Source organism: Fulvimarina fulva, from assembly GCF_039652615.1.
Lineage (GTDB): Bacteria > Pseudomonadota > Alphaproteobacteria > Rhizobiales > Rhizobiaceae > Fulvimarina.
This window is the reverse complement of the sequence record NZ_JBDJAC010000007.1, coordinates 1-25,486: the sequence shown is the minus strand read 5'-3', so window position 1 is coordinate 25,486 and position 25,486 is coordinate 1. Positions and strand designations below refer to the sequence as shown.

Below are 25,486 nucleotides of genomic sequence, written 5' to 3'. Positions count from 1 at the left end.
GTGAGCACGACACGGATGATGCGGTTGGGGCATGGGCCTATTTGAACTCTCGGAGCGCATTCGCTCCGCTCCCCTTCTCGCGTGGACGGGCGCGTTCGCCATATGCGTGACCGCCATCATGGCTCGCATCGCACTCAATCCCGTTCTGCCGACGGGCTTTCAATACCTCACGTTCTTTCCTGCGGTCATCCTGACGAGTTTCTTCTGCGGTGTGCGGCCGGGTATCGCCGTCTGTGTCGTTTCCGGCCTGGCCGCCTGGTACTGGTTCATTCAGCCTTATCGATCCTTTGCGTTGACAGGCCCGACCACGATCGCGCTCACTTTCTACTTCATCGTCGCGGCGATCGACATCGTTCTCGTCCATTTCGTTCACATCACGGTCGACCGTCTCGAACGCGAGCGAGCGGACAATCGCGAGTTGTACGATCAGCAAAAGACGATGTTCAAGGAATTGCAGCATCGCGTCGCCAACAACATGCAGTTCGTTTCCAGTCTTCTATCCGTGCAGAAGCGGAACGTCCTGCGCGATCCAACCCTTGCGGCGGACGCTTTCGATGAAGCCCAGGATCGTTTGACCATGATCAGCCGCGTGCACCGGCGGCTTTACGATCCGGATACCGTCCAGCGCTCGGTCGGCCGTTATCTCGATGAACTTGCCAACGACGTCCTGCAGGCGGGCGGAACCATTCCGATCGCGACAAAGGTCAGCGCGCCCGAGATCCGTTTCGATCTCAAGGAACTAACGACCCTGTCGCTTCTGATGGTCGAAGCCCTGACGAATGCCCAGAAGCACGCATTTCGCGGTCGCGACGAGGGAAGCATCTTCATCAGCCTCAAGACCATGGGTCCGGGTCACTACATGCTGATCGTCGCAGACGACGGCGTTGGTTTCGGTGAGAGGTCGGAGCCATCGCCCACCCAGTCACTCGGCCAACGCATCATGCAGAGCCTCGCCGCACAGCTGGGCGGCTCGATCAGCTACGAACAAGATCACGGGACCAGCGTGATGGTGGAATTTTTCGCCGCGGCCCACCGCCCGCTGAGCACCTTCACGCCGCCGGCGAGCTGATCGCGCTCTGAACCTTTCGGGAAATTCAATCGCGCAATGCCGCGCAGCAGGCTAAGAGCGAAGCCCGTATCGATAGCTCGAGCCACATCCGGGGCCGATTTCACGCGAGGCCGTTGCTGCCGTGTTTCTCTCCTTCTTTCCAAGCCCTAAGCCGTTTTTCCTGTCCGCAGTCGCCTGGGCAATCCTCGCGATTGCCCTCTGGTACGGCTTCGCCAACGAGTCCGGTGCGTGGCTCGGGCTTCCCAGCCCGGCGGCTGACGAAGCGCCGATCGTCGGGGTCTCCATCTTCTGGTCCAACGATTTTCTCTGGTTCTACCTGTACTACGCCGTGATGCTCGCCCTTTTCGCGGCTTTCTGGATGTGGAAGGAGCCGCATCCCTGGGCGAACTGGTCGATCCTCGGATCGGGCCTCATCATCTTTGTCACCTATTTTCAGGTGCAGGTCTCGGTCGCTATCAACGCTTGGTACGGGCCGTTCTACGACCTTATCCAGGCCGCGCTGGCCCAGACGCGCGAGGTAACACAGGCGGAATTCTATGGATCGCTTGCCACATTTGCCGGAATTGCGTTCGTCGCGGTCACGGTCGGCGTTCTGACGCGCTTCTTCATCAGCCACTACGTCTTCCGCTGGCGCACGGCGATGAACGACTATTACATGGGTTACTGGCGCAAACTACGGACAATCGAGGGTGCATCCCAGCGTATCCAAGAAGATACGATGCGTTTCGCCTCCATCACCGAGAGTCTCGGCGTCAATCTGATCGAGGCGATCATGACGCTGATCGCTTTTCTGCCGGTGCTGCTCGTCCTGTCGGCCAACATCACTGAACTGCCGCTGATCGGCGAAGTACCCTACCCTCTCGTCATTGCAGCGCTGCTCTGGTCCGCCTTCGGAACAAGCTTTCTCGCGCTCGTCGGCATCAAGCTTCCGGGTCTCGAATTCAGGAACCAGCGAGTCGAGGCCGCCTATCGTAAAGAGCTTGTCTATGGCGAAGACGACGAGGCGCGGGCCCAGCCGCCAGAAATTCGCGATCTCTACGGAAATGTCCGCCGCAACTACTTCCGTCTGTATTTCCACTACATGTATTTCAACGTCGCGCGGATCGGTTACCTGCAGACCGACAACATTTTCCCCTACATCATTCTCGCGCCCACCATCGTCGTCGGCGCGATCACTCTCGGGACGATGAACCAGATCCTCAACGCGTTCAGCCAGGTCCGGGAATCGTTCCAGTATCTCGTCAACTCCTGGACGACGATCGTCGAGCTGCTTTCGATCCACAAACGCCTGAGAGGCTTCGAGGCCGCGATCTACGACGAGCCGCTGCCAAGTGTCGATCAGGAATGGCTGGCCGACCATTCGCCGGCCGAATGACCAGACGGCTCCGGAATATTCCGGAGCCGTCCAGCTGACGTCAAAGCAGTTATGATGGCGTCGCGATCAGCATCGCCACTGGGAGAATACCGAGGGCATCGGCCAACCGGAGTTCGGAGCCCGACCACTCGGCCTTGGTCATGACGTCCCTGAAGGTCTTTTCGGCAAGGTCAGCCGGCAAGAGAACACGGGTTTCCTGCCAGCGCTCAACCGGCACGGACGGATCGAGGCGGCCATCAAGCAGCGACAACGCCATACGCGGCGCGACCGTGACGGCCGCGCTTCCGTCATCCGAGACACGGGCGAATGCTACGACCCAGCCCGCCCCCGGCCCTTCGACCTCCAGCGGCACATAACGTCCCGCAGTGAAGAGGGATGGCGTTTCCTTGCGCATCAGAAGGCCGGCGGCCGTAATCCCTGCCTTCAGATGACCTGACCGCCAATCGGCGAGAAGGGCAGCGGGATCGGTCTCGGCCTCAAGGGCTTCGATGCGGGCTTCGAAATCGACGGGACGGCGATTGTCGGGATCAACCAGGGAGAAATCGTAGAATTCGGTTCCCTGATAGATATCCGGCACGCCGGGCGCGGTCAGCTTGATCACCGTCTGGGAGAAGCTGTTGAGAGCGCCGGCCGCCACAAAGGGCTGGACGCTCGACCAGAACTCGCCGATCAGTTCGCCTTTCGGGTCGACCATCGCTTCCACGAAGGCCTTCAGCGCATTTTCGTATTTCTCGGCCGGCGCAGTCCAGCTCGTATAGCGTTTGGCCTCCCGCACGGCCTTTTCGGCGAAGGCCGTGAGACGCTCGGCAATATCCTCGCATTCCTCGGCATCGGCCGGATCGAAATCCGTCGGAAGCACGCCGAGAAGCGACTGGTACAGCCCCCATTCCGTCGCCGGATCGGGCGAAAAGAGATCCTGATCGATCTCCTTGCGCCATTCCGTCATCACGGCGGCGAAGCTCGAGACAAGAGCACGCCAGCGTCCGGGCGCCTCGGAGAGGGTGTAGATGCGTGCGCGCGCATCCTCGCCGCGTTTGGTATCGTGCGTCGTCGTCGCAACGAGGCCTGAGGGCTGATCTTCGAGGCGTATCTGCATCGCCTCGTGGAAGCTTTCGACATCGGCGCCGTAATGATCCGGCTCGCCGCCGACTTCGTTGAGCGCGATCAGCCGGTTGTAGCGATAGAAAACGGTATCCTCGACCGCCTTCGCCATCACAGCGCCGGTCGTCTGCTGGAACCTTCGGGTAAAGTCGAGGGCACCGGCAATGTCCGCCCCGTCCTCGAAATCGAGCTTCAGCAGCCGGCCGATGAACTGGATCGGCTCGTCCGCCTCCACTTCCCGGCGCGTCATCGCAAGGTCGACCGCTTCGTCGATAATCGCCACGTCCCGGCGCGGCACACCGTCGACGGAGCCATAGGTTCGATAGACGGGAAGCGCTGCCGCGACCTCCACGATGGAACGGGCCAGCGTGTCGCGCCCGAGATCGCGGGTGGAGAGGCCGCGCGATGCAACGTCGAGCGCAAGGCCGGTCAGCACCGACAATTCACCCGCCAGGTTGCGCAGGAAGATCGAGCGCTTTTCCGCAAGGATCATCGCTCTCAGGTCTTCGCGGCGACCGAGGAAGGTGTGGTAGGCCTCGCTCATCCGCTCTTCGCGCGCGGCGTCGACGTAGAGCCCGGAAAGAGCGGTGATGAACTCGTAGCCGGTCGTCCCGTCGATGGCCCAGGATGAGCGGAGACGCTCCTCGCCGGTCAAAATCTTCTCCACGTGGATCGTCGGAGACCGACGGACGGCACGGAAAGCCTGATTGAGATCGTCCAGATAGGTCTTGGGGTCCGCCAGCCCGTCCACATGATCGATCCGGATCCCGTCGATGCGACGTTCACGCGCAAGCCGGATGATCATCTGGTGGCTTTCGCGGAAGACGCGGCGCTGCTCCTGACGCACGCCGATGAGATCGGCGATCTCGAAGAAGCGGCGATAGGTCAGACGCTCGCGGGCGGTCCGCCACCATGCCAGCCGCCAGGCCTGGGCCTCGTGCAGGGCGTGCAGCGCCTGGCGGTCGGCGTTGATCGTCTCGATCGCGGTATCGAGCGCACGGCGAAAGCTTTCATCCTGAAGATGCTCGGCGAACCGCTCACGCAGTTCGTCTGCCTCAGGCGGTGTGGAGACGGAGAAGCGGCGAACCAGACGGTCGCGCTCGTCATGGTTCATCAGGCCGAAGATATGCCCATAGGTCCGCGGATCGATCGGCAGGCCATAACCGGCGGCATCGAAGCGAAACGCGGGGGTGGCCTCGTCGAGAGCGATCGTCAGATCGCCGGCTTCCAGTGCGTCTCCATAGGGCTTGCCGAGCACGGGAACGAGAATGCGCTTGGCTTCCCACGCGATATCGAACGTGTACGCGTAGCGGCTCTCTTCGCCCCAGCGCAGCACATCCTCCCACCAATGGTTCTGCGGCGAGACGCCCATATGGTTGGGCACGAAATCGAGGATCAGCCCAATATCGGCGGAGGAAAGCGCGTTCGACATCTCCATGAAACCGCCGATGCCGCCAAGATCTTCCTCCAACGCGTTGTAGTCCGTCACGTCGTAGCCGTGTGTCGAGCCTTCGGAGGCGGCGAAGATCGGAGAGGCGTAGAGGTGGCTGATGCCGAGACGTTTCCAGTAGCGGGCGAGATCACGCGCGGCGGCGAAATCCGTCCCTTCCCGGAACTGGAGGCGATAGGTGGATACGAGCGAAGCGCTCATGAAGGATTCGGCCTTTCTTCGCGCATCGCCCTCGCCAGACTCCGGAAGCGATCGTGATTGTCGAGATTTTCCAGAGCGACGTCCTGGCGGATGCGCCAATTGGGGTATTGATCGGTGGTGCCGGGCAGGTTCGGCTGGTGGGTTGCGCCCAGCATGTCTTCCAGCTGGACGGTTAGAAGAAGGGATGGCGTGCGCGCGGCGAAGCGATGGATGGCTTCGCTCAGAACCTGGTTCAGCTCCTGTGAAAGCGGCACATCGCCGTTGAGCATCTGCTCATAGTCATTCGGGATGAGGCTCGCCTTGCGCAGCGCGACGAGGAGATCGATCCGTTCCTCGGCCCGGTTCCTCAGATCGCGCTCTGTCGAAGTCGCGTCCTGGGTGCCCGCCTCTTCCCGCAATTTGATGTCCGTGCCCTGCCACCAACCGGCGAGCGGGGCGAGATCATGGGTCGAGACACAGGCGAGCGCGAGCTTCGGATAAGCGCTCGGCGGAAGGAAGGCGTCGTCCCGGCGCTCGAAATAAAGAACGCGATAGGAAAACACGTTGGCCGCCTCCATCGTTTCGCGAAAACCCTCGGGCACGGTGCCGAGATCCTCGCCGATGACGACGCAATTGTTGGCGTTCGATGCCTCGGCAACCGCGTCCACCATCGCGCCCAGCGGATAGCGAACATATCCGCCGCCGGCCGATGTCTGGTCCTGTGGGATCCACCAGAGCCGGGCGAGCCCCATGGCATGGTCGATGCGCACAGCGCCCGCATGGAGCGTGAGCTGTCCGAACGCATTGCGTAAAGGCTTGTAGTCGCGCTCCGCAAGCGCCTTGGGCGAGAGCGGCGCAAGGCCCCAATCCTGACCGGACGAGTTGAACATGTCCGGCGGCGCGCCGACTCTCGCCTCCGCGACGGTCAATGCGGGATCAGCCCATGTCTCGGCACCGTCAGGCGCCACACCGACGGCGAGATCGAGATAAAGCCCGATCGCCATGCCTTCGGATTTTGCCCGGGCCTGTACGCTGGCGATCTGCTCATCGGCCTCGAACTGCAGCCATTTGTGGAAGTTGATGTCGTCGAGATGGTCCTGTTCGAATTCCGCGACATCCGCGCTGGTTCGATCGCGAAGCGCCTCCGGCCAGTGATGCCAGCCGGCATGCCCGCCTGCGGCGACCTGAGCCTCGGAGATTGCCTCGAAGAGCGCAAAGGCGTGCAGCGTCGCTCCGCCGCCCGAAACGAACCGCTCGAAAGCTTGGGACGATGTGACGTCGTCCTTCCGGGCCTCGAAGATCATCCGCAAAAGCCGGCTTTTGAGCCGGGTGACAGCGGGGTAGTCGACGAGAGTCCCGTCGAGGCCTTCGAAAAACTCAGGGGCTTCGGCGCGAAGCGCGTCGATGGCATCGCTGCCGCCTTCGATCTTGTCGATCGCAAGGTAGAGCGGATTGTTGAAACGCCGGGTCGATGGCGAATAGGGTGAAAAGCGGTTTCCATCCGCAATGAAGAGCGCATGAAGCGGATTGACGCCGATGAAAGACGCGCCCTCCTTTGCACCGGTCACCGCAAGCCGGGCGAGATCCTCAAAATCGCCGATCCCGAGATTGCGGCTGGAGCGCAGGCCATAGAGCTGGCAGGACATACCCCAGCGACGGTGATCGGCGACGACCGGCGGAAGCGCACAGCTTTTGTCCGGCGTCTGCCGCGCTTCGGCAAATCCGCCGGTCGAACCGTCCTGAGGATCGACGGAAAGCGCCGCAAGCAGGCGCTCCTTCGCCTCGTCGGTGATTTCTTTCCTCTCACCCATTTCGGATATGTAGACCGTCTGGATACCATGGCTTTCAGCCAGCTGATCGAGAGATGAGGTCAAGCCGTGCCTCCACAGATGAGCATCTGGTGTGAAAGTCTGAAAACGACGGACGTGGGCGGCAATGTCCCTTCCGCGAGCCGACTATCCGCATTCGCGGGATAGGAATGGACGAGATCGCCAGAGGTCAGATCGTCCTTCGTGACCTCCGATGGAAGCGGCCATGGCTCGTCGCTGAGATTGGCGAAGAGGTGCAGCACCTTCCGGTCCTGAAGCGTCCAGGCGACGGCAAAGGCCAAAGTGTCTTCGGAAGTCTGGTAGGAGCCGCATTGCGCCGGGACGTGCTTGAGCAGGGGAACGATCCTCTGCTGGCGGACCTTCAGGAGCCGCTTGACCTGCTCGAGGCGTCGCAGATGGTTCGGCCGCTTGATGACCGACCAGTCGAGCATCGACGAGGCGAACGTCGTTTCAGAATTCGGATCGGGTATCAGCTCACGCGTTTCGGCGGCGTGGAAGGCGGTGAACTTGGCAAATTCCGACCGCCGCCCTTCGCGCACCGCATCCGCGAGGTCGCCTTCGAAGTCGGTGAAGAAGCAGAAGGGATGGGTCTCACCCCACTCCTCACCCATGAACATGAGCGGGATCTGCGGTGACAGAAGCAGGATCGCCTGGGCGCATTCGACCATGCGCCGCGAGGCAAGATCCGTCAGCCTTTCGCCGAAGGCACGATTGCCGATCTGGTCGTGGTTCTGGATGAAGTTGACGAACGCCGTGGGCGGAAGATGATCGGAGGTCGTACCCACCTTCTTGTCGCGCACCGGCGAATAGTTCCCCTGATAGACGAAGCCGGTGGCGAGCGACTTGGCGAGCTGCGAAACGCTGTTGCGCGTATAGTCGGCGTAATAGGCCTCTTCCTCGTGGGTGGCGAGAACATGGATCGTATGGTGCAGATCGTCGTTCCACTCGCCCGAGACGAGCTTCGGCTGGCCGGTTTCGCCGCGCTCGATATGCCAGGTGATGTTGCGGTCGTCCTCGGTGGTAAGATGCACATGACGACCGGGAAAATGCTTGCGAACGGCCGCCGCAAGTTCTTTCACAAGCGGCGTGTCGGTCGTATCCTTGATCGAGTCGATCGCATCGAGCCGCAAGCCGTCGAAGCGAAATTCCTCCAGCCAGTAAAGCGCGTTCTCGATCATGAACTCCCGGACCGGCTCTTCATCGTAAGCGATCGCCGGCCCCCAGGGCGTATGGATTTCCTCGTGGAAAAATTCGGGCGCATAGGCGCCGAGGTAATTCCCATCCGGTCCGAAATGGTTGTAGACGACATCGAGAAAGACGCTGAGGCCACGCGAATGGGCAGCATCGATCAGGCGTTTCAGACCTTCGTCACCGCCGTAGACCTCGTGCGGGCAGTAAAGCAGCACCCCGTCGTAGCCCCAACCGCGCTTGCCCATGAACTGGGCGACGGGCAACAGTTCGATCGTCGTGATACCGACGGATTTGAGAAAATCGAGCTTCTCCTCGATACCCTCGAACGTGCCCTTTTCAGAAAATGTGCCGGTATGGAGCTCGTAGAAGACCGTCTCTTCCCAAGGCCGCCCGTTCCATTCTGGCGTCGTCCAGCGATAGGTCCCGGGATCCGTCAGGACCGACAGGGAATGGACATCGCCGAACTGTCGCCGGGAAGCGGGATCGGGAACGACGAGGCCGCTTTCCAGTCGAAACCCGTATGCGCCGCCGATCGAGATTTTGTCTGTCGTCAGACGCCACCAGCCGGCCTCGTCCTTGTCCATCGGGAGAAACTGAGCCGGTTCGCCCTGTTCGTCCCCGATCGCAAGCTCGATGGAAGGTGCCGACGGCGCCCACAGGCGAAATTCCGCGCCCTGATCGACGAGCCTCGGACCCCAGGAGGTGTCGAACGAGAAGCCATTTTCCGTGGAAGTCATTGAATAAGGTTGCGTCCTTGTCGTCCGGAAAAGCCCCGGAGATTGCCTGAATGCGATGCGGTTACAAACGGAACGTGGCGCTCCAATCTCATTCACATAATTGGCGCACGTGACGCTGGTTCCAGTCCGCCAGCCGACCAAAAATTAATTGCCGCAAACACAGTTGCTGCGCTTGCCCGCTGGCGCCGCGAAACTCGAAAGAATTCCAACGGATATTCAAGCCGTTGATCGGACTTGCATCTCCGCCTTTGCGTCAAGCCATGCACCCGATCTAACATCTCTGATATGGCAACGCCCGGCTCGAAGCGAACCGGGCGTTTGTCTGAAATCGACGAAAGCGACGCCAATCGTGGAGGAGCGAGGGCGCGAGCGATATCGCAAGCCTGCCGCGTGAATCTCAGGCTGCCTGCTGCTGACTTCCGTTGCGCCCCGCCTCACCGCGCACGAGGTCGTGCATGAAGCCGAGCTTCTCGATCACCGCCGGGGACAGAACGAACGGATAGAGATCCTGATGCCCCATGGAACGGTTGAAGGAGTTGAGCGCCCCGGAGAGCGCGAACCAGGCATCCGTGATCTCCTTGATCGTCGTCTCCCGCGCATAGGGGTCGAACGCGATCTTCGTCGTCAACAAGCCTTGGTCGCGAATACGCGGGTCGATGGTCACGCCCCAGGCATGACCTGTTTCCAGCGTATCGACGATGTGAAGATAGTGCGCCCAGGTTTCGGCGAAGTCCTCCCAGGCATGGGCACCGGCATAGGAAGAAACATATTCCTCCTGCCAATTCGGCTTGGGTCCGTTTTCGTAGTGGCGCTGAAGCGCTTCGCCATAGTCCTCGGTATCATCGCCGAAGAGGGCACGGCAGGCTTCAAGAGCGCCAGGATTGCCGTCGCGCACGATACGATCCCAGTACCAGTGACCGACCTCGTGTCTGAAGTGGCCGAGAAGGGTGCGATAAGGCTCGCCCATCGCTTCGCGGCGCTTCACCCGTTCGGCGTCGTCGGCTTCCGCAAGCGCGATGGTGATCAGGCCGCGATCGTGGCCGGTCATGACATTGCCGGGGGTTCCGTTATCCTCTGCGAGAAAGTCGAAGCCGAGACCTTCCTCATGCTCGCTTCGGGTCGACAGCGGCAGGCCGAATCGATTGATGGCATAGAACAGCCGGTGTTTGCCGATCTCCATTCTCTGCCAACGGGACAGGTTTTCCGGGTCTGAGACATCGGGAACCGTCTCGTTGTGGCGGCAGGCGAGGCAGTACTGATCCTCGCTCGTCGCCGGCAAGATCCAGTTGCAGACACCGTATTGATAATTGTCGCAATATTTCAGCGTCGCGGTGTCGGAATTGGAGCCGGCTTCTTTCCAGAAGTCGTCCTCTTTTTCGAGCGCGATCATTTCTCCCCGTCCGGCATCGTAACCGAGTGAGCGGCCGCAGCGTTCGCAGGAGACGTTCTCGAAATACACGACCTGATCACAGGCCGGGCAGGAAAACAGTTTCATTTTCAGGTCCTTGGGGCGATTGGATTCGCTCACGCTTGAGCGATGCGTCTAAATGCAGGCGGATCGCTTTCGTTCCGGCAATTCGTGGCTCGAGAGGCAAATATTGGTCCATGCCGCGAAAAGACCACAGGCACCGCCCCTTGCCGCGATCGAGACGTGGTCTAAAGCTTAGGTGACAAAAGAAGCCGAAGCGGAATCAGAAAGCGCCCATGTCGATCCTCGCAAGCCTTCGCCACCTGACCCATTACAAATACGACCGTCCGGTGATCCTTGGACCCCAGGTTATCCGGCTCAGACCGGCACCCCACTCGCGCACGCGCATCCCGTCCTATTCGCTGAAGGTTTCGCCCTCCGAGAACTTCGTGAACTGGCATCAGGACCCGTTCGGCAATTACCTCGCCCGCTTCGTCTTCCCCGAGCCGGTGCGCGAGTTCAAGATCGAGGTCGATCTCCTCGCCGACATGACGGTCTACAATCCGTTCGATTTCTTCATTGAGGAGGAAGCGGAGAACTTTCCCTTCGCCTATTCCGACGAGGTGAAGAAGGAGCTGGAGTCCTATCTCGACCCCGAGCCGGCCGGAGAAGCCTTCCAGTCCTTCATCGACGAGATCGACCGCTCGGAACAGCGCACGATCGACTTCCTCGTCGGGCTCAACCAGAAGATCGAGAACCGCGTCGATTATCTCGTGCGCATGGAGCCCGGCGTTCAGACGCCGGACGAAACGCTGACCAAGAATTCCGGCTCCTGCCGCGATTCGTCCTGGTTGCTCGTCAATACGCTGCGCCATCTCGGCTTTGCCGCGCGCTTCGTCTCCGGCTATCTCATCCAGCTGAAGCCGGACGTCGTCGCCCTCGACGGCCCCGCCGGAACGAACCACGACTTCACCGATCTCCATGCCTGGGCCGAAGTTTATATTCCAGGCGCTGGCTGGATCGGTCTCGATCCGACATCGGGTCTCCTGACGGGCGAAAGCCATATCCCGCTTGCCGCAACGCCGCATTATCGCTCGGCCGCGCCGATCTCCGGTCTCGTCGGCTTTGCGGAGGTCGACTTCGAATTCGACATGACCGTCGGCCGCATCTCCGAGCGCCCCCGCGTTACCTATCCCTTCTCCGACGACAGCTGGGAGGCGCTAGACGCCCTCGGCAAGAAGGTCGATGCCGAGCTGCAGGAAAACGACGTGCGCCTCACCATGGGCGGCGAGCCGACCTTCGTGTCGATCGATGAATTCGAAGCGCCGGAATGGAATTCCGATGCCACCGGCCCGATGAAACGCGGCCTAGCCGACGATCTCATCCGACGCCTGCGCGATCGCTTCGCCCCTGGCGGCTTCCTCCACTACGGCCAGGGCAAGTGGTATCCGGGCGAGACCCTGCCGCGCTGGACCTTCTCGCTCTACTGGCGCAAGGACGGCGCTCCGATCTGGGAGGATTCCGATCTCGTTGCCCGCGAAAAGACGGGCACACAGGTCGGACCGGAGGAATCGGAAGCCTTCACCCAGGCCGTCGCCAAGGCCCTCGATGTTTCGACGGACAACGTGCTCCCGGCCTTCGAGGACGCCTCCTTCTGGATCGCCCGCGAACAGGGCCTGCCCGACAATGTGGAGCCGACCGACTCCAAGCTCGAGGATCGCGAGGAGCGTGCACGCCTCGCCAAGGTCTTCGATCGTGGCCTGTCCAAACCGACGGGCCACGTGCTTCCCGTTCAGGCCTGGCAGTCGCGATCGAGCAAAGTGCGCTGGATGTCCGAGCGCTGGCGCACGCGCCGCAAGCATCTCTATCTGACGCCGGGCGATTCCGCGCTTGGCTACCGCCTGCCGCTGTCCGCCCTGCCTTATCTCGGCAAGTCGGACTATCCCTACATCCATCCGGCCGATCCGACCCAGCCTTTCCCGCCGCTTCCGCCCCAGAACCGCGAGCAGTGGGGCCGGACGGAACGCCAGACCCACGATCCCAATTCGGACAAGGCCGATACCGTCGCAGGCCGCCGCCAGATGGAGCCTCTCTCCCCACTGCCGACCGAACAGGACGGATCGCGCGCGCCGGCAGGTACGTTCTTCACGGCCGTCGCTTCGGAAGTGGGAGAAATAGAGGGCTTCGTGCGAACCGCGCTGTCGGTCGAGCCGCGTGACGGCAAGCTTTGCATCTTCATGCCGCCACTCGAATTCACCGAGGCCTACCTCGATCTTCTCGGCGCGATCGAGGAAGCGGCCCGCGATCTGGACATGCCGATCCAGATCGAGGGCTATGCGCCGCCGCACGATCCGCGCCTCAACGTGATCCGCGTCGCGCCCGATCCGGGCGTGATCGAGGTGAACGTTCATCCGGCTTCGAATTGGGAGGAAGCCAAGGCGATCACGCAGGGCGTCTACGAGGATGCGCGCCAGTCGCGGCTCGGAACCGACAAGTTCATGGTGGACGGCAAGCATGCCGGCACCGGCGGCGGCAATCACGTCGTCGTCGGCGGCGCGACGCCGCTCGATTCGCCCTTCCTGCGCCGGCCCGACCTCTTGAAGTCACTGGTCCTTTACTGGCAGCGTCACCCGTCGCTCTCCTATCTCTTCTCCGGCCTGTTCATCGGCCCGACGAGCCAGGCGCCGCGTATCGACGAGGGCCGGCACGACCAGCTTTACGAGCTGGAAATCGCCATGGCCCAGGTGACGCAGGACAGTTTTTCCACGCCGCCATGGCTGGTCGATCGACTGTTCCGCAACCTCCTCATCGACGTGACGGGCAACACCCATCGCGCCGAAATCTGCATCGACAAGCTCTATTCACCGGACGGGCCGACCGGACGCCTGGGGCTCGTGGAGTTCCGCGGCTTCGAAATGCCGCCTGAGCCGCGCATGTCGCTCGCCCAGCAGCTCCTGATCCGCGCACTCATCGCCAAGTTCTGGAAGCAGCCTGAAGATGGCAAGTTCGTGCGGTGGGGCACAAATCTGCACGACCGGTTCATGCTGCCGGAATTCGTCTGGCAGGATTTTCTCGACGTTCTCGGCGATCTGACGCGGGCCGGCTATCCGATGCGTCCCGAATGGTTCGAGGCGCAGAGCGAGTTCCGGTTCCCCTTCTGCGGCAAGATCGAGCGGGAAGGCATCGAACTCGAACTGCGGCAGGCGCTGGAGCCCTGGCACGTGATGGGCGAGACCGGCGCGATCGGCGGCACGGTGCGCTTCGTCGATTCGTCCGTCGAACGGCTGCAGGTCAAACTGTCGAACTTCGACAAGGCCCGGCACATCGTCACCTGCAACGGCCGTGAAGTGCCGATGACGGCGACCGGGAACGGCAAGGAAGCCGTCGCCGGCGTGCGGTTCAAGGCATGGCAGCCACCGTCCGGCCTGCACCCGACGATCCCCGTGCATGCGCCCCTCACCTTCGACATCTACGATACCTGGTCAAACCGGTCGCTGGGCGGCTGCACCTATCACGTCGCCCATCCGGGGGGCCGGAACTACGACACCTTTCCGATCAACTCCTACGAAGCGGAATCCCGCCGTCTGGCGCGTTTCGAGCCGATCGGCCATACGCCGGGCACGTATGCGCCGATGCGGGAAATCGCCGATCCAAGCTTCCCGATGACGCTGGATCTGCGCAGGCCGGCCGGTTTGAGGTGATCTGAACGCCGAAAGGTCCGCCGTCCGCGGCGGATCTTCTTTTTCACGACGCATGCCATGCGCCGACCGAAAGTTCGCTTCTCATGAGCTTCACCGAACGTGTCTCGAACGCGCTGGTGCGCGAGAGAGCAGGAAAACTGCGCCTTACGGCCGCGTCTTTCCTGGAAAGCACCGTGGTTCCGATCCCGCTTGAAGTGCTCGTGATACCTTTGATGACCGCTCATCCGAAGCGGGCGGTGTCGATCGCCCATGCGATCCTCGCCGGCTGCCTCGTCGGCGCGTTTCTCTTTTATTGGCTCGGTCGGGTTCTGTTCGATCCGGTCGTCGTGCCGGCTCTGGATGGCCTTGGCCTGATGGAGACATACCGAACCGCTGAAGCCCAGCTTGCCGGAAAGGACCTGTTCTGGGCTATCTTCCTTGTCTCGCTCTCGCCGGTTCCCTTTCAGCTCGCGACCTTGAGCGCCGGCACGCTGGGTGCCAATCCCCTGACCTTTATTCTCGCGGTCGCCGCCAGCCGCGCCATTCGCTATTACGGCCTCGCTCTCCTCGCGGCGATTTTCGGAGATCGCATCCTGGCACTCGCGGGCGGAAAGAGGCAGCTGATGATCGGCTTGGTTCTCCTGCTGCTGACCGGTTGGCTGTTTAACCGGTTCCTTCTTTGAAGATGGCGCCGCAGGCGTCCGTAGCGCGAAACGACAGGGACCTTATGAACGGCTCCCATCGCGCGTCGGAGGGAGGCCTACGTTTTAAATTGAACCATGAAAAAGGGCCGCCCCGAGGAGCGGCCCGTTTCTGTTCCTGATCCCGAACAATAAGCCGGATCAGAGCTTCTTCTTCGCCATTTTCGTCACGCCACGGACAATGTCGGACTGGCCACTGGATCGGCTGGTTCTGCCGACGGTGTTCGTCGTGCGGGTCGGACGGCTGGCGGTGGTGCGACGCTTGGAGCCAGCGAATGCCGAAACGGCTCTTTTGACGATGCGACCGAGGTTCATCTGAGTATCTCCCAATTCGTTCAATTGTTTATCTTCGTCTGGTGTACGAACGGGTTGTCTGGCTTACGGTTCCATCACTGATTTTTTGGGCTGGCTCGCGCCTCGCCTCTAACCGATGCCGAAGACGGCGAGCATCAGCGGGATCGTCAGAACCGAGACCAGGGTCTGCGAGGTGATGACGCCGGCCATGAAGGGGCCATCGCCCCCGAGCTGGCGGGTCAGCACATAGGCTGTCGGCGCGGTTGGAACGGAGGCGAAGATGATGAGAACCGCTGTCTCCGTCGCCCCGAGACCGAACAGATAGGCGACCGCCGCCGCGGCGCAGGGCATGAGAAGAAGCCTGACCACCGCAAGCTGGCCGAACGCCGTCACATCCCTCAGCATCGCATCCGGACGCAGCGCAGCGCCGACACAGAGAAGGCCGAGCGGCAGGCTCGCCTGCGCAAGAAGGTCCAGGAACCTGCCTATGCCGTAGGGAAGCCCCGTGCCGATGAAGGCGAGAATGATGCCGAAGACACAGGCGAGGATCAGCGGATTACGGGCGATCGGCCGGATCAGATCGAGCGGTCCTTTGCGGTCCTTTCCTTCGGTGAGGGCCAGCACCGAGAGAATGTTCACGAGGGGAACCGCAACGGCAAGGATGATTGCGGCGCGTCCCAGCCCGCCGTCTGGCAGAACGCTCGCGACCGTCGCCAGCATCAGATAGACATTGAAGCGCACGACGCCCTGCAAGCGCGGGCCGAAGCGGGCCGCAGGCTCGGGCCGCGCCCACCGCACGAGCATCAGGAGGGATACGGCGGCAAGAATGAGCACCGCGATCGCGCCGCCCAGTTTCAGAAGGCTCGGATCGCGCACCGGCGCATCGGAGAGGTTCGAGGCAAGCAGCGCGGGAAACAGCAGAAAGTAATTCAGTCGTTCCGCCGCCGGCCAGAAGCCGGGATCGGGAAAGTTCGTCTTCGCCAGCACAAAGCCCAGGCAGATGAGGGCGAAGATCGGCCAGATCGTCACAAAGATCACGGGCAGTGCCTTTTTATCGGTTTTCCCGCCGGTTCGCGGCTCAGCCCTCAGAGCGTGCGGCGCGCATTTCCGCAAGTTCGGCGCGCAGCGCTTTCACCTCGCTCAGGATTTCCGCGTTCTCGTCACGACGCTTCTCGTGTTCGGCATCGACCGACGCATCATGCTCGCCCTGCATGGCGGAGACGATGACACCGATGAAGAGATTGAGCACGGCGTAGGTGGTCGAAAGGATGAAAGGCACGAAGAAAAGCCAGGCATAGGGATGAACCTCCATGACCGGCCGCACGATGCCCATGGACCAGCTTTCCAGCGTCATCACCTGGAACAGCGTGTAGATCGACGCGCCCAGATCGCCGAACCATTGGGGGAACGTATCGCCAAACAGCTTCGTCGCCATCACCGCGAAGATGTAGAAGGTGATCGCGAGAAGCGCGACGATCGAGCCCATGCCCGGCAGAGCCGCGATCAGCCCGCCGATCACCCGTCGCAGCGACGGGATCACGGAAATCAGTCGCAGGACACGCAGGATTCTCAGCGCGCGAAGGACGGTCAGCGGGCCCGTCGCAGGCAGGAGCGCGATGCCCACCACGGTAAAATCGAAAATCGACCACGGGTCCCGGAAGAAGGCTTTCCGGAAAGCGTAGATCCGCCCGGTGATCTCGATGACAAAGACCGCAAGGATAGCGCTATCGAAGGCGATCAGCAGCCCGCCGATGCTCTGCATCACGCTGTCGCTGGTCTCCAGACCAAGGAAGATCGCGTTCAAAACGATCAGGCCGACAATGAACTGCTCCCATCGTCTCGAACGAAAGAATGTTTGCAAACGCTCTTGCATGGTGGCGCGTCCCGACAATCCCGAATAAAGCCCCGCGTGATATAAGCCGGTTCGTCAGAAGGACTATTGCGAGAATGTCTTCACCGGACCTTTCCCATTTTGCAAAGACCTACGCGGCGCTGACCGCAGGCGGCCGCGACGAAATGGTCGATCGCGACGGGGCTGTGAAGCCCCACTACGAGAAAGTGATCGCGCAGGCGCTGAAGCTCACACCGGACGAGCGCGACGAGCGGGTGCGCCGTGCCCGCCAGTACCTGTCGGAGGCGGGGGTCTTCCACAGGGTCTACGCCCCAACGGAAGCCAGCGGCGAAACGCGGGAATGGCCGCTCGGCCATCCTGCGCTTCTCATCGAACCCGGCGAATGGCGGACATTGGCGCGCGGCCTCATTCAGCGCGCGGAGTTTCTCGAAAAGCTCCTTGCCGATATCTATGGGCGTCGGCGGCTCGTCACCGAGGGCATCCTGCCAAGCTCGCTGATCGGGCAGAATCCGGAATTCTGCCATGCGCTGTCGGATCAGGCGAAGACGGGCGAGCCGCTGATACGCTTTATCGCGGTCGAGCTCGGCCGCGGGCCGGACGGGCGATGGTGGGTGCTGGGCGACAGGACGCAGGCGCCATCCGGCGCGGGTTTTGCCCTGGAAAACCGGGTCGCCAACACCAAGGCCTTCCCCGATTTCCTGCGTGCGCTCAATATCGAACGCCTCGCGCCCTTCTTTCAGCGTTTCCGGAACACGCTCTACAATCTCAGCGGTCCGGATCGCTCACGCGTCGGTCTGCTTTCGCCGGGACCACACAACGAGACCTATTTCGAGCACACCTATCTCGCCCGCTATCTTGGTCTTCTCCTTCTCGAGGGCGGCGACCTCGTCATCCACAACGACGAAGCGATGGTGCGAACGGTTGGCGGCTTTCAGCCGATCGATGTGCTCTGGCGCCGCCTCGACAGCGATTTCGCCGACCCGCTCGAACTCTTCGGCGGATCGCAGATTGGCACGCCCGGTCTTCTCCAGGCGGTCCGCGCGGGAAACCTGAAGCTCATCAACGCCATCGGATCGAGCATTCTGGAAACGCCGGGCTTTCTCGCCTTCCAGCAGCGCATGGCGCGCGCGCTTCTCGGCACGGATCTCGAATTGCCGACCATCGCAACCTGGTGGTGCGGCCAAAAAGCGGAACGGGCCTATGTCGAGGCCAATCGCGAAAGACTGCAACTTGCACCCGCCTTCCCCTCGGCGACCTCGGCGAGCGGCATGGTTCAGACACCGGCCGATCCGGACGCGGTGCTGCTCGATGAAAACTGCAAGATTGATCTGGAGCGCAAGGGCACCTACTGGATCGGCAGAGAAATCGCGGCGCTGTCGACGACGCCGGTGCTCGTTGAGGGCAAGCTCCAGCCCCGCCCGGTCACCCTGCGCGTCTTCCTGACAAGGGACGACGACGGCTGGCATCTGATGCCTGGCGGCTTCGCACGCGTCGCCGACCAACAGGATGCCCGCGTCATCTCCATGCGCCAGGGCGGCAGCTCGATCGATGTCTGGGTCCCGTCCGAAACAAGGAGCGACAAGCCCGAGCGCCCGCTGACGCTGCTTGCCGGGACAGGCAAACGGTTTCAGCGCAAGCTTCCCGCCGCCCTGCCTGCCCGGGCCGCGGACAATCTTTACTGGCTCGGTCGCTATGTCGAACGATGCGAGACGGCGACACGGCTCCTCAGAGCCTATGGCGCACGGATGGACGAGCTCAACGAGCCCGGCGAATTCGAAACCCAACTCCTGGAGATCGCCGGGTTCCTCGGCATCGACGTGGACCCGGAACGACCGGGACGCGCGCTTCTTTCCTATGCCCGGCAAGCCTTCGACACGGCCTCCCGGATACGCGACCGCTTCTCGCCGGATGCCTGGCGCGACCTGCACGAGACCGTCGATCTGATCCTCGGAAGCTACAACGACACAGAGGAGGACCTCGTCAGCCTGACGAGCTCGGTTCTCACCCATCTGTCAGGCTTCGCCGGCCTCATCCACGAGAACATGTACCAGTTCACCGGCTGGCGGTTCATGCAGATCGGGCGCTCGCTGGAACGTGGTTTCAACACCGCGTCCATGATCGCGGGCGTGATCGAACCCGACGAACTCGCGGTCGGGGCGTTGGAGACCATTCTCGACTTCACCGACAGCCGGGTGACCTATCGACGGCGCTATTCAGTGGACCTTACCCGCGAAACGGTGCTCGATCTGTGCGTGCTCGACCCGCTCAATCCGCGCTCCATCGCCTTCCAGGTCAACCACATTCAGGAATCTCTCTCCAATCTGCCGAATCAGAACACCGCCGAGACCCTTGATACCCTCACCCGGCGCGTCGCGCGCCTCACCGTGCGGCTGCAGACTGCGGATGCGTCCGAAGTCGATCACGCCTTCGTCGTGCGCATCGCCAACGATCTCGGCGAAATTTCCAGCCTTCTGACGGCTCGATATCTGCTCTCGTCGCCGGGAAAGGCGACCGTCAGTAGGACACCCGAATGAAGTACGACATCACGCTCAAGATCGACTATCAGTATGCGGGATCGGTCGCCGATGCCCGTCATGCATTACGGGTTCGCCCGCGCCTTTTGCCAGCCCAGACACCGATTTCCGTCGACGTGAAGATCGAGCCGCGACCGGAGGAGATGCGGATCGAGACCGATTTCTTTGGCAACGCGTGCGAGTCCGTTGCGATCTGGCGACCACACCACAGCTTCGAAGTGGAGATGCGGGCCCGGATTTCCGTTCATCGCGAAACCCTGGAGCCGGAAAGCACAGAACCGCTTGAAGATGTGGCGCAACACGCCAATGCGGAGACGCGCACCAATGGCGCCTCACCGGTCTGGTATCTCGGCCAAAGCCGCCGCATCGAACCATACGAGCCGCTGACCGCCTATATCCGCAAGGTTCTCGGATCGTATGAGCAACCGGGAGCCAAGGCGATTCTCGATGTCACGAAGGCGATCAGGGAGGACTTCACCTACAAGCCCGGCGCGACGGATGTGCGGACCAGCGTTCCGTCCGCCTTCGACGAGCGGATCGGCGTCTGCCAGGATTTCGCCCATGTAATGATCGCGGGGCTGAGGGCGAACGGAATTCCGGCCGGCTATGTCAGCGGCTTCCTGCGCACCGATCCGCCGCCCGGACAACCGCGCCTTGAAGGCGCCGATGCAATGCATGCCTGGGTGACGGCATGGCTCGGACCCGAGTCAGGCTGGGTGGATTTCGACCCGACCAACGGCATTCTTGCCTCGAACGACCACATCGTCGTCGCCATCGGCCGGGATTACGACGACGTCACGCCGATCTCCGGTGTTCTTATGACGACGGGACCGCAGGAGACAGGGCACACGGTGGATGTGGTGCCGGTTGAGGAGAATAGGGCCGCGTCGCCCAAGTCCGATATCGCGGAGTGATTCAGGCGCTTCTCGTTCAAGTGGTTCGCAGCCCGAAACCATGAACGATGCGCCGCGTCGCATAGTCCGGGGTGCCGGACGTGAAGACCGCAGGATCGAAATCGCCGTGCATCGAGCGCATGCCGGCATCGCCGATCACGCGCTCGGCCTGCCGGGCGATCGCCTCCGCCGGGTCCAGCCAGTCGACCGGCCACGGCGCCATCTTGCGCATGCGGTTCACCAGAAACGGATAGTGGGTGCAGGCCAGCACCACGATATCCGTGCGCCTGCCGCCCTCTTCGACGAAGCAGGGCTCGATTTCCGCAAAGACCGCCTGCTCGTCGACGAAGCCCCCGCGCATGTAGCGCTCGGCAAGGCCCGCCAGCGCGACACTGCCGACCAGCTTCACCGAACATCTGGAGGCCCACTGATCGATGAGATCCTGGGTATATTGCCGCCGGACCGTGCCCGGCGTCGCCAGCACCGAGACGAGACCGGATCGTGTGCGTTCGGCCGCGGGCTTGATGGCAGGAACCGTGCCGACGAACTTCATGCCGGGATAAGCCTTGCGCAGCGCGTCTAGGGCGAGCGTCGAAGCGGTGTTGCAGGCAATGACACAGGCCAGCGGTGCGTGGGCTGCGATCAGATCGCCGAAGAGTTCGACCAGCCGGTCGCGCAGCGCGTTCTCTTCCCAGTTTCCATAGGGAAAGCCCGCATCGTCCGCCACATAGACGAAGCGGCGATCTGGCATCAGAACGCGCGCCTCGCGCAGAACCGTCAGACCGCCGACACCGCTGTCGAGAACGAGGATCGGGGCGTCGTTCATGACCGGTCCGCCCTGTCCATATCGCGTCTTGCCGGCCGTTCGAGGGATTTGAGCACGCCGCGCAGGCTCCGCACCTCCTGCTCGGAAAACTGCGCCTTGGTCAGCATGGTGCGAAGGTTCTGGACGAGAGCCTCGCGCTTTTCCGGAGGAAAGAAGTAATTGCGCGCATCGAGCATCGTTTCCAGATGATCGAACAGCCGGTAGAGATCGGCCTTCTCGGCCGGTGGGTTTGGCGGTGCGGAAAAGCGCGGTGCCCTCGACGGGTTCGCGGCGTTGCGCCAGGCATAGCTGACGAGGAGCACCGCCTGCGCGATGTTGAGGGAAGCAAACTTCGGATTGACCGGAAAGGTGACGATCTCGTCGGCAAGGCCGACTTCGTCGTTCTCGAGCCCGTATTTTTCGCGCCCGAAAATCACGCCTGTCCCGCCTGCCGGCGCATGGGCGACCAGCCGTTCCGCCGCCTCTTCCGGCCCGCGCACAGGCTTATAGCTGTCGCGCGCACGCGCCGTCGTCGCATAGACCAGCGAAAGATCGGAGAGCGCGTCTGCCAGGCTATCGAAGACCCGCGCCGCATCGAGCACGTGATCGGCCCGGCTCGCCGTCGCTCGCGCGCGCTCGTTGGGCCAGCCGTCGCGCGGCTTGACGAGGCGCAGATCGGCCAGTTCGAAATTCGCCATGGCCCGGGCGACCATGCCGATATTTTCGCCCATCTGGGGCTCGACAAGAATGATCGCCGGCGGCGCCGGCATGCTGAAAGACGTGGTTTCGGACAAGAATTCGGCTCATGATCGTGACAGACCTTGAGCCTTACCGTCGATTTCCCGACGTTTCCAGCAAGGATTGCCGCAGCTTTCCGCGAAGGTTTTCCAGCCTCACGGAACCGGGCCGCAGACGCCGTCCCATGCAAGGCGAATTTCCCGCTGGGGATCGGCTTCGATGCGGTCCGCGACGTCGAAGATCTTGGTTGCGCGACTGTCGCTTTCGTAAGCCGGCCAATCCGGCAGCGGACGGCCGGTCCGCACGAAGTGGACCCAATGATCTCGCATCCGATCGCTCAAGCCCCGCCGCGCGGCATCGGGCAACCAACCGAGATAAATTCCCCGGAATGGCGACAGGAATCGATCGAAGAGCAGCGGCAGATCCACCGAATGGGTCGCTCCGAGCCGGGAGAACACGCCCTTGGCGGGCCAGTCCAGCCGATACATGTAGGTCGGCGCGGCCTTCGCATTCTGTTCCGCGACGTGGATCGCCGAGGCGCGAAAGAGAATATCGGTTCCCAGCTGAGACACCCCCCGCTTGTCCGGATCGTAAAGCCCATGGATCGCCCTCGCCCGCTCGAGGCTCGTCGTGCGCTCCAGCCATCCGCTCATCTCGTTTGGACCGACCGGAAAGCTCAAGCCGGGCAGTTCGGTGAAGAGGGTAAACTCGTCGCGATTCGTGCCAATCAGGAGCGGCACCGATTTCGCGCGCCGGTAAAGATCGCCGAGTTCGGTCTCCGGCAGTTCGGCACCGTCGAAATACGGCATTGTCGGCAGGCCGGGAAAGCGCGCGGAGAGCTTGCGAAACACGTTGACGAACGCATTTGCGGGTCGGGCGAACAAGTCTTCGCGATCGCCGGAGGGGGCGAGAAGCCTGAAAGCCGTCTCGGCGATCGCTGCCGCCTTCTTTCGCGGCGCGAACAGATTGATTGTACCTGACTGGCAGATCGCCTGATGAAAGAGCTGCTGGGACCGCTCCGCGATCAGATGGTAGCCGACCGATGCCGCGCCTGCCGATTCACCCGCGATGGTGATCCGCTCCGGATCACCGCCGAAAGCCTCGATATTGTCGCGAACCCATTCCAGCGCGAGCCTCTGGTCGAGAAGCCCGGCATTGGCGGCAAAGCGCTTATCATCCGGGAAGAGTTCGGAAAAGCCGTTGAAGCCGATCAGTCCCAGGCGATAATTCAGCGTGACGACGACGATGTCGCCGCGCCGGGCAAGCTCGTCGCCCTGATATTGTGAGCCGGCTCCAATGAAAAAGCCGCCGCCGTGAATGAAGACCAGAACGGGTCGCTTGCCTCTCGTATCCGGCGTGAAGACGTGCAGATTCAGGCAGTCTTCCCCTGTTTCTCCGGACCAGCCGGAGAGACGGGCGAAGGGCTCGGGGAACGCGGTGCGCTGGGGGCTGGCAGGACCGAACTGAACGGCCCTTAAAGTTGAGAAGCCTTTCGACCGCCTGACCGGTGCCGCAAAGCGCCGTTCGCCGACAGGTGGTTCCGCATAGGGAATGCCGAGAAAACGAAGGTGCCTGCCCCGCCATCGCCGTCCTTCGATCAGTCCGCACGGCGCCTCCACGAAGATTGGATCGGCCGGAGCGGGGTATCCTATAATATGCTTTTCGTGCATGCGCCTCAGACGATCCTCGTACTCTTCTTTGCGTCCGCTTAGGTGGGTGCTATAGGGCCGTCAGATGAGTTCGACGCGGAGCACCCGCGTCGTCATGTCCCGGCGGCCGGCGGTCGCTGCATAATTGTTTTTCAAAGGATGGCACCGATGGCGAAAATCAAAGTCGAGAACCCTGTAGTTGAGCTCGACGGCGACGAGATGACCAGAATTATCTGGCACTTCATCAAAGAAAAATTGGTTCATCCCTATCTCGATATCGATCTCGAATATTACGATCTCGGCGTAGAACATCGCGACGCAACCGACGATCAGGTCACGGTCGATGCCGCGAACGCCATCAAGCGTCATGGCGTCGGCGTTAAGTGCGCCACGATCACGCCAGACGAAGGCCGCGTCGAGGAATTCGGCCTCAAGAAGATGTGGCGCTCGCCGAACGGCACGATCCGCAACATCCTCGGCGGCGTTATCTTCCGCGAGCCCATCATCTGCAAGAACGTACCGCGCCTCGTTCCGGGCTGGACCAAGCCGGTCATCGTCGGCCGCCACGCCTTTGGAGACCAGTATCGCGCCACCGACTTCAAGTTTCCCGGCAAGGGGAAGCTGACCATGAAGTTCGTGGGCGAAGACGGCGAGACCATCGAGCACGAAATTTACGACGCGCCGGCCGCAGGCATCGCCGTCGGCATGTACAATCTCGACGAATCAATCAAGGATTTTGCCCGCGCGTCGCTGAACTATGGCCTGCAGCGCGGATATCCGGTTTATCTGTCCACGAAGAACACGATCATGAAGGTCTATGACGGACGCTTCAAGGATATCTTCGAGGAGATCTACAAGAGCGAGTTCGAGGACCAGTTCAAGGCGCAGAAGATCACCTACGAGCATCGTCTGATCGACGACATGGTCGCCTCCAACCTGAAATGGTCGGGTGGTTATGTCTGGGCCTGTAAGAATTACGACGGCGACGTGCAGTCCGATACGGTTGCCCAGGGCTTCGGCTCGCTCGGCCTGATGACCTCGGTTCTCATGACGCCGGATGGCCAGACGGTGGAGGCCGAGGCGGCCCACGGCACGGTCACCCGCCACTACCGCCAGCATCAGAAGGGCGAGCAGACCTCGACCAACTCGATCGCCTCGATCTTCGCCTGGTCGCGCGGTCTGGCCCATCGCGCCAAGCTCGATGACAACGATGATCTGAAGACGTTCGCCGAAACAATGGAAACCGTCTGCGTCAAAACCGTCGAGCGCGGCTTCATGACCAAGGATCTCGCCCTTCTCATCGGTCCCGATCAGCCTTGGCTCTCCACCACCGGCTTCCTCGACAAGATCGACGAGGGGCTCCAGAAGGAAATGGCGAAGGCCTGAGGCGCGCAGAAAGCAAGGACGGAGCGGCCTGATATGTCCGCACCGTGCTTCTGAAAAGTCAATCCGGTACGCCGGGCAAACCGCGAGGATGGATATCCGCTTCCCGGTTCGCCCGGCGTTTTCGTTTGAAGAAAGCGGAAACACACCCCCGCATGACCGGATCGCGAAACGGGAAAAGTTCTTCGAAACCAGGACGCGGGTGTGCGGTTAACGAACCGAATTCGACCAATCAGACGGATACATCACATGCTGAAGAGAACCGGAACCGCCCTCGCCGCAACCCTGCTTCTGGCCGGAACCGCCTATGCGCAAACCTCACTGACGGAGATCGGTGACGACGTCACGGTCTCGCCATTCAACATGACGGCGGACGAGATCGAAGACATGGACGTCTATGACGGGAATGGAACGGAAGTCGGCGAAGTCGACGACGTTCTTGGCTCCGATCCGCAGACACCAACCCATATCGAAGTCAATTTCGATGACGATGCCGCAAGCACCTATCCCGATCGCGACGATGTGGTGGTTCCGATTTCCAACTTCTCGCTCTTGAACAACCGGCTGACGGTCGATCTGTCGCCGGAAGAGGTCCAGAACCTTCCTGTTCGCAACGA

18 protein-coding genes are annotated in these 25,486 nt (G+C 61.9%); 8 read left to right on the top strand and 10 right to left on the bottom strand.

The features are described from left to right. Window positions 1-31 precede the first annotated feature (31 nt). Together ABDX79_RS11020 and sbmA are read left to right on the top strand one after the other, a co-directional pair. Complete coding sequence (locus ABDX79_RS11020) at window positions 32-1,069, top strand: sensor histidine kinase (protein WP_346220344.1); 1,038 nt, start codon at window positions 32-34, stop codon at window positions 1,067-1,069. Window positions 1,070-1,190: 121 nt separating this feature from the next. Continuing rightward, entirely contained in the window at window positions 1,191-2,444 is a 1,254-nt protein-coding gene (sbmA, locus tag ABDX79_RS11015; RefSeq protein ID WP_346220343.1) for a peptide antibiotic transporter SbmA, read from the top strand. A 49-nt stretch (window positions 2,445-2,493) separates the two neighbouring features. Here the strand turns inward: sbmA and treY are convergent, their stop codons facing one another. The 4 genes from treY to ABDX79_RS10995 all read right to left on the bottom strand — a co-directional run bounded on the left by treY (window position 2,494) and on the right by ABDX79_RS10995 (window position 10,427). After that, window positions 2,494-5,196: a malto-oligosyltrehalose synthase gene (gene treY, locus ABDX79_RS11010; protein ID WP_346220342.1), complete on the bottom strand. Its 2,703-nt coding sequence runs from the start codon at window positions 5,194-5,196 to the stop codon at window positions 2,494-2,496. Beyond that, on the bottom strand, window positions 5,193-7,049 hold the full coding sequence (gene malQ, locus ABDX79_RS11005) for a 4-alpha-glucanotransferase (RefSeq protein WP_346220341.1): 1,857 nt from the start codon (window positions 7,047-7,049) through the stop codon (window positions 5,193-5,195). The genes treY and malQ overlap by 4 nt, the downstream gene beginning before the upstream one ends. Continuing rightward, a complete protein-coding gene (gene treZ / locus ABDX79_RS11000) occupies window positions 7,046-8,932 on the bottom strand; it encodes a malto-oligosyltrehalose trehalohydrolase (protein ID WP_346220340.1) in 1,887 nt (628 codons plus the stop codon). Before treZ ends, malQ begins: the two co-directional genes overlap by 4 nt. Window positions 8,933-9,329: 397 nt before the next feature. Further along, window positions 9,330-10,427: a zinc-binding metallopeptidase family protein gene (locus tag ABDX79_RS10995; protein ID WP_346220339.1), complete on the bottom strand. Its 1,098-nt coding sequence runs from the start codon at window positions 10,425-10,427 to the stop codon at window positions 9,330-9,332. A 209-nt stretch (window positions 10,428-10,636) separates the two neighbouring features. Here ABDX79_RS10995 and ABDX79_RS10990 point away from each other — a divergent pair, with 209 nt between their 5' ends. Both ABDX79_RS10990 and ABDX79_RS10985 read left to right on the top strand, forming a co-directional pair. Then, window positions 10,637-14,041 carry a transglutaminase family protein gene (locus ABDX79_RS10990; protein ID WP_346220338.1) on the top strand — a complete coding sequence of 1,135 codons (3,405 nt, stop codon included), beginning with the start codon at window positions 10,637-10,639 and terminating at the stop codon, window positions 14,039-14,041. Window positions 14,042-14,124: 83 nt separating this feature from the next. Further along, complete coding sequence (locus tag ABDX79_RS10985) at window positions 14,125-14,703, top strand: YqaA family protein (RefSeq protein ID WP_346220337.1); 579 nt, start codon at window positions 14,125-14,127, stop codon at window positions 14,701-14,703. Between the two features lie 159 nt (window positions 14,704-14,862). Here the strand turns inward: ABDX79_RS10985 and ABDX79_RS10980 are convergent, their stop codons facing one another. From ABDX79_RS10980 to ABDX79_RS10970, 3 genes are all read right to left on the bottom strand, one after another. Then, a complete protein-coding gene (locus tag ABDX79_RS10980; protein WP_346220336.1) occupies window positions 14,863-15,036 on the bottom strand; it encodes a hypothetical protein in 174 nt (57 codons plus the stop codon). A gap of 108 nt (window positions 15,037-15,144) precedes the next feature. After that, on the bottom strand, window positions 15,145-16,053 hold the full coding sequence (locus tag ABDX79_RS10975) for an AEC family transporter (RefSeq protein WP_346220335.1): 909 nt from the start codon (window positions 16,051-16,053) through the stop codon (window positions 15,145-15,147). 40 nt (window positions 16,054-16,093) lie between these two features. Continuing rightward, window positions 16,094-16,888: an ion transporter gene (locus ABDX79_RS10970; RefSeq protein WP_346220334.1), complete on the bottom strand. Its 795-nt coding sequence runs from the start codon at window positions 16,886-16,888 to the stop codon at window positions 16,094-16,096. A 74-nt stretch (window positions 16,889-16,962) separates the two neighbouring features. On the opposite strand from ABDX79_RS10970, the gene ABDX79_RS10965 reads away from it, so the two are divergent. Then, window positions 16,963-19,401: a circularly permuted type 2 ATP-grasp protein gene (locus ABDX79_RS10965; RefSeq protein WP_346220333.1), complete on the top strand. Its 2,439-nt coding sequence runs from the start codon at window positions 16,963-16,965 to the stop codon at window positions 19,399-19,401. Beyond that, window positions 19,398-20,315, top strand: a complete 918-nt coding sequence (locus ABDX79_RS10960) for a transglutaminase family protein (protein WP_346220332.1) — start codon at window positions 19,398-19,400, stop codon at window positions 20,313-20,315. Before ABDX79_RS10965 ends, ABDX79_RS10960 begins: the two co-directional genes overlap by 4 nt. 16 nt (window positions 20,316-20,331) lie before the next feature. Here ABDX79_RS10960 and murI read toward each other — a convergent pair whose 3' ends face one another. The 3 genes from murI to ABDX79_RS10945 all read right to left on the bottom strand — a co-directional run bounded on the left by murI (window position 20,332) and on the right by ABDX79_RS10945 (window position 23,507). Next, window positions 20,332-21,120, bottom strand: a complete 789-nt coding sequence (gene murI / locus ABDX79_RS10955; protein ID WP_346220331.1) for a glutamate racemase — start codon at window positions 21,118-21,120, stop codon at window positions 20,332-20,334. Next, a complete protein-coding gene (locus ABDX79_RS10950; RefSeq protein WP_346220546.1) occupies window positions 21,117-21,869 on the bottom strand; it encodes an RNA methyltransferase in 753 nt (250 codons plus the stop codon). The genes murI and ABDX79_RS10950 overlap by 4 nt, the downstream gene beginning before the upstream one ends. A gap of 123 nt (window positions 21,870-21,992) precedes the next feature. Then, window positions 21,993-23,507 carry a carboxylesterase/lipase family protein gene (locus ABDX79_RS10945; protein WP_346220330.1) on the bottom strand — a complete coding sequence of 505 codons (1,515 nt, stop codon included), beginning with the start codon at window positions 23,505-23,507 and terminating at the stop codon, window positions 21,993-21,995. Window positions 23,508-23,654: 147 nt separating this feature from the next. Between ABDX79_RS10945 and ABDX79_RS10940 the strand changes: the two genes are divergently transcribed. Both ABDX79_RS10940 and ABDX79_RS10935 read left to right on the top strand, forming a co-directional pair. Further along, entirely contained in the window at window positions 23,655-24,872 is a 1,218-nt protein-coding gene (locus tag ABDX79_RS10940; protein WP_346220329.1) for an NADP-dependent isocitrate dehydrogenase, read from the top strand. A 246-nt stretch (window positions 24,873-25,118) separates the two neighbouring features. Further along, on the top strand, window positions 25,119-25,486 hold a 368-nt coding region (locus tag ABDX79_RS10935), incomplete at its 3' end, for a PRC-barrel domain-containing protein (protein ID WP_346220328.1).